Here is a 12680-nt window from a genome sequence, read left to right on the forward strand (position 1 = left end):
GGCTGGTGTTCACGACCGGTTTCCGGCGCGGGTGCCCTGATCGGGTTCAGGGCATGAGCGCGCACAGCGCTTCGGCCGCATCCACCAGCCGTGGGCCAGGCCGGTACAGCCAGTCTGCGGCAATGGCGTGAACACGCCCGGCCAGGGCGGCCGGCAGCCCATAGCCGGCCCACCAGGCCTGGCGGCGCGCCAGCCCCTCGGGCGTGTCGGATGACACGATCACCATGTCCGGATTCTGCTGAAGCACGGATTCGACGCTGGTCTGTGGCGCGGCGATGGCTCGATCGGCATACGGATTGCGCCCGCCGCAGCGGCGGATCAGATCGTTGACGAGCGGGTCGTTGCCCAGGGTGTAGAGCGGCGCATGGCCGACCTCGATGAAGACGGTGACGGGGGCTGCGTGGCGCGTGCCCAATGCATCGATGCGGGCTTCCAGGGTGGCCGCACTGCGATCGGCCTGCGCCTCGGTCCCCAGTTGCTGGCCCAACTGGCGGATCAGCCGCGGAATGTCGTCGAGATTCCTGGGTTCGACATACTCCAGAGGGACGTTCAGGGCGGCCAGGCGCCTGCCCAGTGCCCTGGCCGCTGGCGTATCCTGCCAGCCCAGCACGAGCGTGGGCTGCAGGGCCAGGACGGCTTCTTCGTTGAACAGCAGGCCGTCGCCGATGCGCGGCAGATGCGCGGCCTGCGGCGGGTAATCGCTGCTGAGCACGGTGCCGACGATCCGGTCACCGGCCCCCGCGGCAAACACCAGTTCGGTGACGCTGGGCGCCAGCGTGATCACTCGTGGGGTGCCGGCGCCCTGGGTCTGGCTGGCTGCCGCACCCGGCGACAGGGCCAGCAGGCTGGCCACAAGGCCGGCTGCAAGCCTGTTCAGCAGACTGGCCAGGCAGGGCATGCCCCACTGCGACATCAGGGCGTTTTCCAGGACAGGTTCACGAACACATTGGATCCCGGCGTGTTGTAACCATTGACCAGGGTGTAGTGTTTGTCGAGGATGTTGTTCCAGCGTATCTGCATCCCCAGGGATTTGGTGAAGGCATACTCCGCCGTGAGGTTGACCAGCGAATACCCGCCCAGGCGGGTACGGTTGTACAGGTCGTCGTACCGGTTGCCGGTGTATTGGTACTCTGCACCGAGATTCCAGCCATGAATCCGGTGGGTCACCCCCAGGTTGAACACCTGGCGCGCGCGGCGCGGCAGTTGGGCGCCTTCGGCGGGCAGACCAGCTGCAGCATCCGCCGGTGCCGGGTTGTCATTGCGCGGGTTGAGCAGATCGAGGCTGGCGTGCACGGTCGTCTGCCCCAGGCGCTTTCTGCCCGCCAGTGTGAGGCCCTCGAGCGTGGCGCGATTCACGTTGTCCATGGTCCCCTCGAACGTGACGGGGTTCGAGACGTAGGTGATCATGTCGCGGATCTGGTTCCGGTACAGCGTCAGGCTGGCCCAGGTGGTGTCATCCTCATAGCTCAGATGGACTTCGAAGTTGCGCGAGGACTCGGGCTTGAGGTTGGGGTTGCCGTGATACCAGGCTTCCGGAAGGTCCTGGTAGAGGTCCGAGAAGCTTGGCATGCGAAAGCCTGTGTTGGCGGCCACACCGACTTGCCAGTGATCTGTCAGATCATAGTCGAGCGCCAGGCTGCCAGTGGGTTTGTTGCCGTGACCCGTGTAGTTGTCGTTGCGCAGGCTGGCCTGGGTGCGCAAGTCGCCCAGTTGTGCCTTGTAGATCAAGGCCAGGGCGTTGGTCTGACGATGCGTGTGTTCAAAGGCGGATGTGGCACGAATCCGTTCGGTGCCGTGTTCGGCCAGCAGTGAGAGACGCTGGTTCGGCAGGAACTGCCAGTTGTTCTGCCACGACAGGGTCTGGCGTGTGCTGGCCGTCAGGTTGTTCGACATCGGCGTGCGCGATTCATTGGATTCCCGCGCCCACGTCCAGCGCAACACGCTGTCCCAGGTGTCCGTGATCCGATCCTCGGAACTCAGCGCATAGACCTGCTGGCGGTAGTGGCTGGTTACGTTGTCCAGCCCCGGATACAGCATGAAGGTATCGGCGTCGTAATGGGACGAATCGAAATCGGCGCGGCTGTAACTGTTGAATGCCGTCAGGCCCAGGCGGTGTCCGGGCGACCAGGTTCGGCCAAGCGTGGCGTTCCAGGCGTGGCCACGATAGCCGTCGCGATCCTCGTAGTGCTCGGTGTTGGGGCTGCCATCGGCATAATGGCTGCGCGTGGCGTCGAAACCGCGGCTCTGGCTGGTGCTGCCCGAGAGGCTGTAGTCCCAGCCTGCAGCCGCACCCGAGAGCCCCAGGCTGGTGCGGGCCGTCCCATGGCTGCCGTAGCCGGCGTTGGCCCAGAGACTCAGGGGGGTGTCGCCATGGCTCTTGCGGGTGATGATGTTCACCACGCCACCCAGGGCGTCCGAGCCGTACAGGCTGCTGGCGGTGCCGCGCAGGACCTCGATGCGCTCGATCTGCGCCGGATCCAGGACCGGGAACAGCGACAGGCCGGTGATCGAACTGTTGATGCGGACCCCATCGACGAGGATGAGCGACTGGCTCGGGCCCGCCCCGCGGATGAACACACTGGTGGCCGTCTGTGGCCCGCCGTAGTCGGTGAACTGGACCCCGGGGGTACGGCCGAGGATCTCGGCGACGCTGTCGTCGCCGGCATTCTGCAGCGTGGCCCGATCGATCAGTGTCACGTCACCCACCGCATCGGCCAGTGGTTCGGCGCTTCGGCTGGCTGTCACCACGATGTCCTGCAGTACGGGCACGGGGTCGGCGTTGGATTGGGCGTTCGCCCAGGACGGACAGGCAAGAAAAAGCGGCACGAGCATCAGCCCGGGCCGGATGGAAGAGGAGGTAGACATCAGGAGAGGTCCTCGCAAGGTGCGCGTCCCCGCACACCGGATCCAAAGGCCCCTGCGCCGGCTGCCCGGGCACCAGTGTGCGCGGGATGCTTCATGCCATGGCGTCTGGCCAGGCCGTCGAGGGGGGTTCAGGTGGCGACGCAGTTCGGTATCGGGCTGGCAAGTGCCATGTCGGGCACTTGCACACCGTTGCGGGGGCAGCACAGTCTGGTTCCGGGAGAGGACCCTCTTGTTTCCCGATGTGCAGGCCACGCCCTGGGCGACGGCCTGCCTGCATCGTGGCCAGATTCTAGCATGGCGGCCCCCCGCCCCGCGTGGGTGGCGCCCGGCCCTGAATCCGACAGGAGAACCGCTCGACACAGCAGCGCCCGAACCCGAAACGATACAATGCTCGTTTGACATTCTGCCTGCGTACCCTGCCGTGACCTATCCCGCCTTGCCCCATCCTGTCGACACCTATACCCGGGGGCGCGAGTTCGTGCATCTGCTCGGGCAGCGCATCGTGGTGCTCGATGGCGCAATGGGGACCATGATCCAGCAGCACAGGCTCAGCGAGGCTGATTTCCGTGGCACACGGTTCGCCGATCATGCCCAGGATCTGAAGGGCAACAACGAACTGCTCTCGCTCACGCGCCCCGATATCATCGCCGGGATCCACCAGGCCTATCTCGAAGCGGGTGCCGATGTCATCGAAACCAATACCTTTGGCGCCACGCGCGTGGCGCAGGGCGATTACGGCCTGACGGACATCGCCTACGAGCTGAATCTGGTCTCGGCACGCCTGGCGCGGGCCGCCTGCGATGCGGTGGCCACGCCAGGGCATCCGCGTTTCGTGGCCGGGGCGCTGGGCCCCCAGCCCAAGACGGCCTCGCTGTCGCCCGATGTGAACGATCCCGGTGCGCGCAACATCACCTTCGAAGCATTGCGGGTGGCCTATGCAGAACAGCTTGCCGGGCTGATCGATGGCGGGGTCGATATTCTGCTCGTCGAAACCATCTTCGACACGCTCAATGCCAAGGCGGCCATCTTTGCCATTGAAACGCTCTTCGAAGAACGCGGGATCCGCCTGCCGGTCATGATCTCGGGTACCGTCACCGATGCCTCGGGGCGCATCCTGTCGGGCCAGACGGTAGAGGCCTTCTGGAATTCGGTACGTCATGCCCGGCCGGTCACCATTGGTCTGAACTGCGCCCTGGGGGCCGCCCTGATGCGTCCGTATGTGGCCGAACTGGCTCGCATCGCCGATACCTGGGTCTGCGTCTATCCCAATGCGGGTCTGCCCAATCCCATGGCGGACACCGGTTTCGATGAAACGCCTGCAGACACATCCAGCCTGCTCGAGGGCTTCGCACGCGATGGCCTGGTCAATGTGGTCGGCGGATGCTGCGGCACGACGCCCGAGCACATACGCCAGATCGTGCACAAGGTGCGGGGCCTGCCCATGCGCCAGCCCCCCGTCGTTCCGGTCAAGACCCGCCTGTCGGGCCTGGAGCCGCTCAATTTCGACCATGAGAGCCTGTTCATCAATGTGGGTGAACGCACCAACGTCACGGGCAGCAAGCAGTTTCTGCGCCTGATTCGCGAAGAACGGTTCGATGAGGCCCTGGCGGTGGCGCGCCAGCAGGTCGAGAACGGGGCCCAGATCATCGATGTCAACATGGACGAGGGCATGCTGGATGCCCTGGCCATCATGCCGCGCTTTCTCAATCTGCTGGCCTCCGAGCCGGATATTTCGCGTGTGCCGGTGATGATAGACAGCTCGAAATGGTCAGTGATCGAAGCGGGCCTGCGCTGCGTGCAGGGCAAGTGCGTGGTCAATTCGATCTCCATGAAAGAGGGCGAGGCCCCGTTCATCGAACAGGCTCGCCTGTGCCGCAAATATGGTGCCGCGGTGGTCGTCATGGCCTTCGATACCGAGGGCCAGGCCGACACGCTCGCACGGCGCCAGGTGATCTGCGCCCGTGCCTATGACATTCTCGTCAATCAGGTGGGGTTTCCGCCCGAGGACATCATCTTCGACCCCAATGTGTTCGCCATCGCCACGGGTATCGAAGAACACAACCACTATGGCATGGATTTCATCGATGCCACCGGATGGATCGTCGAGCACCTGCCGCATGCGCGCGTCTCGGGCGGCATCTCCAATGTGAGCTTTTCGTTTCGCGGCAACGAAGCCATGCGTGAAGCCATCCACACGGTGGTGCTGTATCACGCCATCCAGAATGGCCTGACCATGGGCATCGTGAATGCCGGTCAATTGGGCGTCTATTCCGATCTGGATCCCAGGGTTCGCGATCTGGTGGAAGACGTGGTGCTCGACCGCGCCGAGCCGCTGGGGCGCAGCGGGCCCGATGACGAGCGTACCGCCACCGAGCGCCTGGTCGAACTGGCCGAAACCCTGCGGGGCTCGAGCGCCAGGAAAGAAGAAGACCTCACCTGGCGCGAGGGCACGGTGCGCGAACGCCTCACCCACTCGCTCGTGCATGGCATCACCAGCCATATCGTCGAAGACACCGAAGAAGTGCGGCTCGAGATCGAGGCGGCCGGCGGGCGGCCGATCGAGGTGATCGAAGGCCCGCTCATGGATGGCATGAACGTGGTGGGCGATCTGTTCGGCTCGGGCAAGATGTTCCTGCCGCAGGTGGTCAAATCGGCCCGGGTGATGAAGCAGGCCGTGGCCCATCTGCTGCCGTTCATCGAAGAAGAAAAGCGCCTCATGGCCGAGGCGGGGGGCGATGTCAGTTCCAAGGGCAAGGTGGTCATCGCCACCGTCAAAGGCGATGTGCACGACATCGGCAAGAATATCGTGACTGTGGTGTTGCAATGCAATAATTTCGAGGTCATCAACATGGGGGTGATGGTGCCCTGCACCAAGATCCTCGACAAGGCCAAGGAAGTGGGGGCCGACATGGTCGGGCTGTCGGGCCTGATCACCCCGAGCCTAGAAGAAATGGCCTATGTGGCCACCGAAATGCAGCGCGACGCGTATTTTCTCGAACGCAATATCCCGCTGCTGGTCGGCGGGGCCACCACCAGCCGCGTGCACACCGCCGTCAAGATCGCGCCGCACTACGAGGGGCCGGTGATCTATGTGCCCGATGCCAGCCGTTCCGTGGGGGTGGCGACCAGCCTGATGTCGCAGAACAAGAGCAGCTATCTGCAGGATGTGGCTGATGAATATGCGCTGGTGCGCGAGCGCCATGCGAAGCGCAAGTCCAATCCCATGCTCACGCTGGCCGAGGCCCGCGCGGCCAGGCCGCAGATCGACTGGGCGGGCTACACGCCGCCGCGCCCCAAATACATTGGACGGCGCACGTTCCAGCATTATGACCTGAACGAAATCCTGCAATTTCTCGACTGGACGCCCTTTTTCCAGTCGTGGGGCCTGATGGCCCAGTATCCGGCCATACTCGATGACAAGGTGGTCGGCGAACAGGCGCGCAAGCTGCATGCCGATGGCCTGGCAATGATGAAGCGCATCATCGAGGGGCGCTGGCTCACGGCCAGCGGCATCGTGGCCTTCTATCCCGCCAACAGCATCCATGATGACGATATCGAGATCTATCGCGACGAAACCCGCGACGAGGTTCTGCTGACCTGGCGCGGGGTGCGCCAGCAGACTGAAAAGCGTGCAGGTGTGGACAACAAGTGCCTGGCCGACTTCATCGCCCCCAAAGAGACCGGCATCACCGATTACATCGGCCTGTTTGCCGTCACGGGCGGGTTGGGCATGGAAAAATACGAGCAGCAGTTCCAGGCGCAGGGCGATGATTATTCGGTCATCATGCTCAAGGCACTGGGCGATCGTCTGGCCGAGGGCTTTGCCGAGACCCTGCATGCCCGGGTGCGGCGCGACCTGTGGGGCTATGCGCCCGATGAGGCCCTGAGCAACGAAGAGATCATCGCCGAGAAATATCGCGGCATTCGGCCCGCGCCAGGCTACCCGGCCTGTCCCGAGCACGTCGTCAAGCGTGACATGTTCCGCCTGCTGGATTGCGCCGAGATCGGCATGCAGCTCACCGAAGGCTATGCGATGATCCCGGCCTCCAGCGTCTGCGGCTTCTATTTCAGCCATCCGCAGTCCCGGTATTTCAATGTGGGCAACATAGGCGCCGACCAGGTGGCCGATTACGTCCGTCGCTCGGGGCGCGACGAAGACGACGTACGGCGCACCCTGGCCAGCACGCTGCGCTAGCAGGCGACATCGTGGCGGCCGATGCCAAACGGCGCAAGGTCCTGGGGGCGTTTCTGCGCAGTGCGCGGGCCCGTCTGCAGCCAGCCGATCACGGCCTGCCGGCTGGTGTGCGCCGCCGTACACCGGGGTTGCGCCGCGAAGAACTGGCCCAGCTGTGCGGTATCAGCGTCACCTGGTATACCTGGATCGAGCAGGGGCGCCCCGTATCCGTATCCGCAGAGGTCTGGTGCCGGCTGGCCGACGTGCTGTCGCTGTCGCCGGCCGAGCGTCATTACCTGTTCAACCTGGCCGCGGTGGCGGACCCGCGCGCGCGCAGCAGCCACCCGGGCGCCTTGCCCGAGGGGCTGGATGATTGCGTACGCTGCATCACCTCACCGGCCTATATCCTGGATCAATCCTGGAATGTCCTTGCAGCCAACGCAGCGCTGCGCGATGTCTTCCATGGCTGGCCGGGCCAAGGATCGGCCAATTTGCTGCGCTACATCTTTCTCGACCCTGCGGCACCCGATCGGGTGGTCAATTGGGAAACCCGTGCACGACGTGTCGTGGCCGAGTTCCGGGCAGATGTGGCCAGCGTGCTGGACGCCCCTGAGATCCAGGCTCTGGTCGCCGAGCTGCAGGCCGCCAGCCTCGTATTTGCCCGGTTCTGGAACGGCCAGGCGGTGACCGAGCGCGAAGGGGGCTGGCGCGCCTTCGAACATCCCGTACGCGGCCGGCTGATGTTGCGCCAGTTCACGTTCCGGCTCGCGGTGCGCCCGGACTGCAAGCTGGTCATTCTGCTCGATGGGCCCAACGCGGGCGCCGAGTGCAGTACACTGGGGCCCATTTGATCCACCCCGATTCATGAGCACGCCATGGCCCGTCATTACGAATCCCCGCTCACCGAATACCTGAAACAGTACAAGGCACAGAACCCCGATACCGAGGTGCGGCAGCGCGCCGGGCGCGGCCGTCTGTGGGATGTCGAGCTCGATCCCGAGCAGCAGGAAGGGTTCCGTGCGGCCTATGTGCCACAGGATCCTTACGTGTACTACCAGAACGACTGATGATCGACGGCGTGCCCACGCAAGAGGCCCTGCCGATTCCCCACGGGTTCGTCAAGAACGATGGCGCCGGCCAGGGGGGGCGTGCCGCGCTGGCGCACCTGTATGGTGAACCCCTGTTCGACCTCCCGCGCGACCTGTACATCCCGCCGGAAGCGCTCGAAATTTTCCTCGAATCCTTTGAAGGGCCGCTCGATCTGCTGCTCTATCTGATTCGCAGGCAGAACTTCAATGTGCTGGACATCCCGATGGCGCTGCTGACCGAGCAGTATCTGGCCTACGTGGACCAGATTCAGCAGCACAATCTTGAATTGGCGGCCGAATACCTCCTGATGGCGGCCCTGCTGATCGAAATCAAATCGCGCATGCTGCTGCCTCGCCGGGCCGATGAGGCGGGCGAGGCCGCCGATGAGGATCCTCGGGCCGAACTGGTGCGCCGCCTGCTCGAATATGAACGCATCCAGCACGCGGCCCGATCCCTGGATGCCCTGCCGCGGCTGGGGCGCGACTTCGACGTACCCGGCGTGCATGCCGGCCTGGCACCAGCCGTCGTCCAGCCCACCGTGCAGGCACTCGAATTGCATGCGGCCTGGCTGGGTCTGCTGCAACGTGTGCAGTGGCAGGCCAGCCATCGCATTACGCGCGAACAGCTGTCGGTACGGGATCACATGAGCCATATCCTGCGCCGCCTGTCGGGTGCGCGCTTCGTCGAGTTTTCCGAGCTGCTCCAGGAACGCATCCACACGGGCCTGCCCGCCGCGGTACTGGTCGTTCATTTCCTGGCCCTGCTCGAACTGGTCCGTGAGTCCTTGCTGGATATCACCCAGGCCGAGCCGTACGCTCCGATCTATATCCGTGCGGCCCATGTGGCCGCTGCCTGAAATCAGGAGATCTGCTTGAAAGTCGTCCATTCCATCGAAGATCTGCGTGATCAACTGCGCGGCCAGCTGCGGGTGGCCTTTGTGGCCACCATGGGCAATCTGCATGCGGCCCATCTGTCACTCATGCGCCTGGCGCGCCAGCACGGGGATCCCGTAGTGGCCAGTATTTTTGTCAACCGCCTGCAGTTTGCCCCCAACGAGGATTTCGATCAGTATCCACGCACATTGGCACAGGACATCGAAAAACTCGAGGCCGAGCGGGATGTCTACGTGCTGTTTGCGCCCGACGAAAGCGTGCTGTATCCAGAGCCCCAGAATTTCCGCGTACAGCCTGGCAATACCCTGGGGGGCATCCTCGAGGGCGAGTTCCGGCCCGATTTTTTCATGGGGGTCTGCACGGTGGTGCTCAAGCTGTTTTCCTGCGTACAGCCCACGGTGGCTGTCTTTGGCAAGAAAGACTACCAGCAGCTCATGGTGGTGCGCGCCATGTGCAGGCAATTCCAACTGCCGGTTGAAATCATTGCCCACGAAACCGTGCGCGACGATGATGGCCTGGCCCTGTCGTCGCGCAATCGCTACCTTACCCCCGAAGAACGTGCCGAGGCGCCCCGGCTCTATGCCTTGCTGCAGCGGGTGCGCGAACAGCTGGCGGCTGTGCCTGATGAGCGTGTCCGGGTCGAGGCCGAGGCACTGCAGCACCTGCGTGAGCGCGGCTGGGCGCCGGATTATCTATCGGTCCGCAGGCAGCGTGATCTGCTCGAACCCACCGCAGATGAATTACACGCCGGCGAGCCCCTGGTCGTACTGGCGGCGGCCCGGCTGGGCCATACCCGACTGATCGACAATCTCGAATTCCAGATTTAGTCAAGCTGTCAGTTATCGCAGTAGTGGGCTGGATCCTTGCGTGCCAGAATGCCTGAAAACACACCCTATCAGCATTCACCGGAGCAAAGTCATGCACGCTACAGGGCCATCCCCCAAGAAGCACCTCACAGTATTGCCACAAAGCGCCAAAGATCTGGCAGACCTTCCCAGTTCGTTTTTTCCGGGCCTCACCCTGCGCGAACAGCAGGTGGCCCGGTATGTATCCTGCGGCTGTTCCAACAAGGTCATTGCCATTGAACTGGGGGTTTCGCAGCGCACCATCGAGGCCCACCGGGCCCGCGTCTTCCAGAAATTCAGGGTGCGCAATGCGGTGCAGCTCGCCTGGCGCGTCGCGTCATTTTGGCAGTCTGTTGCACTGCGGCCCGAAGGCCTGTCTGGCCATGTACCGGCACCGCCGGTCGCGCAGGCGGCTACCAGGCATCCGCCCGAGGCGGCCCGCAGGCCCGCTTCGGGGCGGGTCAGTCAGCCGGATCCGAGCACGAGGCAGCGGGCTGCCCTGATAGCTCGGGGATGGGATCTATATCCGCTTGCCGGGTCAGGTGCGACTCCAGCAAAGGGGCCTTGCCGCCCAGCCAGCTGATTGCCAGCACGTTCGATTGCTGGAACCTCAGCGTAGCCAGCGACTGCCCGCCGGATTGCAGTACGATTCGCGTGGGCTCGGTACCCGTTTGGTGCCAGCACCCCATCTGTGCCGCCGGCGCACCCCCACCATCGAGGGGCGTGCGCCGGGCCCGCCATTGGCCGTCGGGCGCCAGCGTGAGGCTGATGCGCATGGCCGTGCAGCCGCTGCCCGGCGGGCAGGCGATCGTTCCCAGGTAGCTGCGGGTGTCGGCAAGCTCGGCAGGCAGGGCGCGTGCGGCCGTGCGCGACTCGATCGCAGCTGTTTCGGCTGCGTCGCCAGCGGCGGCTTCAGAGCCTGCCTGTGCGGCGCCTGCACCCTGCCGGCCAAAGCCGAACTGCAATTGCGCAGGTGCCACTGCAGCCGCACCGTCGCCGCGCGCCCGGTCGGTTGCGTCGGTCTGGGTGCTGCCACGCTGGGTTTCATAGTAGCCGGGCTCGCTTTGCTGGGCGCAGGCTGCGAGCAGGCCCAGCAGCAAGATGGAAGAAAGGCGGGTCATGGTTGACCAGGCGGGGCGCGTCATGGCATGTACGGTCGGGTCAGGGAACCTACATTCTACGCATTTGGCAGCGGCTTGGCGATCATCCGCCGCGGCGGCCCTGAAATTCAGCCTGCGCCGGGGTCATGCGCCGGTTCTGGCGTGGGTGCCTGCATCATACACATGGCGTGGGTGCCTGCATCAGATGGTATGCGCGCCTGCATCAGATGGCATGCACGCCTGTGTCACATGGCATGCACGCTTGCGTTACAGTCGGGGTTGCAAAACCATCCTGAAGGAGTCGGCATGCTCACCATCGGCCTGACGGGTGGCATCGGTTCGGGCAAGTCGCAGGTCGCCAGCTGGCTGGCCGACTGGGGGGCCAGCGTGATCGATGCCGACGTGCTGGCGCATGACCTTACCGCAGCGGGCGGGGGGGCCATGGGCGCGATCGAGGCGCGCTTCGGCCGTGCGGCCGTGTCGCCCGATGGCGCGCTCGACCGGCGCTGGATGCGCGAGCATGTCTTTGCCGATCCATCCGCCCGTGCGGATCTGGAAGCCATCCTGCACCCCCGCATCCGCGCCACCATGGAGGCTCTGGGGCAGCAGGCACAGGGCCCCTATGTGGTGGCGGTCGTGCCACTGCTGGTCGAATCCGGGCAGTGGCGTGGCCGGGTCGATCGGGTGTGTGTGGTCGACTGCGATCCCGACACCCAGGTGCGCCGGGTCATGCAGCGCAGTGGGCTGACGCCAGAGGCCATTGGGCGTATCATGTCTGCTCAGGCGTCTCGCGCAGATCGTCTGGCCGTGGCCGATGACATCATCCTCAATGACGGGGCGACTGATCTTGCTGCGCTGCAGCAACGCACGCGGCATTTGCACGATGGCTGGTGCAGGCTTTCGGATGCACGGGTCGTCCACGGGCACTTCAATCAAACCTAGGGTCCTGGCCGCGTGATTCTGTACGAGTATCCCTGCAACGAACGAGTACGCTCCCTGCTGAGGGTCGAATACCTGTTCGACCGCCTGTTCCATTTCATGAAGGGCGAAGACGCACGATGTCATCAGATCGCCCTGGCGGCCCTGTTCGATCTGCTCGACGTGTGCGAGCGTACCGATGTGCGCACCGCCATCCTGCAGGATATGGACAAGCATCGCGCGTCATTGGGGGCATTGCGCGACCATCCCGGGGTCGATGTGCACACGCTCGATGGGCTGCTTGAAGAACTGCGCACCACATCGTCCGAACTCTCCGGGCTTGGGCGTATCGGCCAGTGCCTGCGCGACAATGAATGGCTGGTCAGCCTGCGGGGCCGTGTGACCGTACCTGGCGGCTCCTCGCCGGTGGATATGCCGTCCTATTACGCATGGCAGATGCGGGCCCCCGAAGAACGCAACAGGCACTTGCAGCAGTGGGTGGCACCGCTCATGCCTTTGCAGCGCTGCATGGCACTCATCCTCAGGCTCTTGCGCGACGCAGGTCAGCCCAGCGACCACCAGGCCGAACAAGGGGCCTATCAGGAAATGCTGGGCGGCAAGAGTTTCCAGATGCTGCGGGTGTGGGTCGATCCGAAACTGTTCGTGTTTCCCGAGATCAGCGCCAACAAGTATGTCATCTGGGTGCGTTTTTCCATGCTGGACAATGACTTCAAGGCGCATCCGGCCGGGTGCACCATTGCGTTCCGCCTGGCGCGCTGCAATCTGTAGGCAAGAT

At 64.3% G+C, this 12680-nt stretch carries 10 protein-coding genes and 1 pseudogene; 8 read left to right on the forward strand and 3 right to left on the reverse strand.

The genetic code is table 11. The annotated features are described in order from the left end of the window. Positions 1 to 46 precede the first annotated feature (46 nt). Both WCY17_RS02995 and WCY17_RS03000 read right to left on the reverse strand, forming a co-directional pair. Positions 47 to 913: a cobalamin-binding protein gene (locus WCY17_RS02995; RefSeq protein WP_372700685.1), complete on the reverse strand. Its 867-nt coding sequence runs from the start codon at positions 911 to 913 to the stop codon at positions 47 to 49. Beyond that, entirely contained in the window at positions 913 to 2865 is a 1953-nt protein-coding gene (locus tag WCY17_RS03000) for a TonB-dependent receptor domain-containing protein (RefSeq protein WP_372700686.1), read from the reverse strand. The genes WCY17_RS02995 and WCY17_RS03000 overlap by 1 nt, the downstream gene beginning before the upstream one ends. A 421-nt stretch (positions 2866 to 3286) precedes the next feature. Here WCY17_RS03000 and metH point away from each other — a divergent pair, with 421 nt between their 5' ends. The 6 genes and pseudogenes from metH to WCY17_RS03030 form a co-directional block, all read left to right on the forward strand. Further along, positions 3287 to 7060 carry a methionine synthase gene (gene metH, locus WCY17_RS03005; RefSeq protein WP_372700687.1) on the forward strand — a complete coding sequence of 1258 codons (3774 nt, stop codon included), beginning with the start codon at positions 3287 to 3289 and terminating at the stop codon, positions 7058 to 7060. An 11-nt stretch (positions 7061 to 7071) separates the two neighbouring features. Continuing rightward, positions 7072 to 7890, forward strand: a complete 819-nt coding sequence (locus WCY17_RS03010) for a helix-turn-helix transcriptional regulator (RefSeq protein WP_372700688.1) — start codon at positions 7072 to 7074, stop codon at positions 7888 to 7890. Between the two features lie 24 nt (positions 7891 to 7914). Beyond that, positions 7915 to 8106 carry a DUF3460 family protein gene (locus WCY17_RS03015; RefSeq protein WP_372700689.1) on the forward strand — a complete coding sequence of 64 codons (192 nt, stop codon included), beginning with the start codon at positions 7915 to 7917 and terminating at the stop codon, positions 8104 to 8106. Beyond that, on the forward strand, positions 8106 to 8984 hold the full coding sequence (locus WCY17_RS03020; RefSeq protein ID WP_372700690.1) for a ScpA family protein: 879 nt from the start codon (positions 8106 to 8108) through the stop codon (positions 8982 to 8984). The genes WCY17_RS03015 and WCY17_RS03020 overlap by 1 nt, the downstream gene beginning before the upstream one ends. A 15-nt stretch (positions 8985 to 8999) precedes the next feature. After that, positions 9000 to 9848 carry a pantoate--beta-alanine ligase gene (gene panC / locus WCY17_RS03025; RefSeq protein WP_372700691.1) on the forward strand — a complete coding sequence of 283 codons (849 nt, stop codon included), beginning with the start codon at positions 9000 to 9002 and terminating at the stop codon, positions 9846 to 9848. A gap of 91 nt (positions 9849 to 9939) precedes the next feature. Further along, positions 9940 to 10179 (forward strand): annotated as a pseudogene (locus WCY17_RS03030) (LuxR C-terminal-related transcriptional regulator); the annotation flags it as partial. A gap of 148 nt (positions 10180 to 10327) precedes the next feature. Here WCY17_RS03030 and WCY17_RS03035 read toward each other — a convergent pair. After that, a complete protein-coding gene (locus tag WCY17_RS03035; protein ID WP_372700692.1) occupies positions 10328 to 11011 on the reverse strand; it encodes a hypothetical protein in 684 nt (227 codons plus the stop codon). 261 nt (positions 11012 to 11272) lie between these two features. Here WCY17_RS03035 and coaE point away from each other — a divergent pair, with 261 nt between their 5' ends. Both coaE and zapD read left to right on the forward strand, forming a co-directional pair. Beyond that, complete coding sequence (gene coaE / locus WCY17_RS03040; RefSeq protein WP_372700693.1) at positions 11273 to 11908, forward strand: dephospho-CoA kinase; 636 nt, start codon at positions 11273 to 11275, stop codon at positions 11906 to 11908. A 12-nt stretch (positions 11909 to 11920) separates the two neighbouring features. Then, entirely contained in the window at positions 11921 to 12673 is a 753-nt protein-coding gene (zapD, locus tag WCY17_RS03045; RefSeq protein WP_372700694.1) for a cell division protein ZapD, read from the forward strand. Positions 12674 to 12680 lie beyond the last annotated feature (7 nt).

Source organism: Castellaniella sp., from assembly GCF_041677825.1.
Classification (GTDB): Bacteria; Pseudomonadota; Gammaproteobacteria; order Burkholderiales; family Burkholderiaceae_B; genus Castellaniella.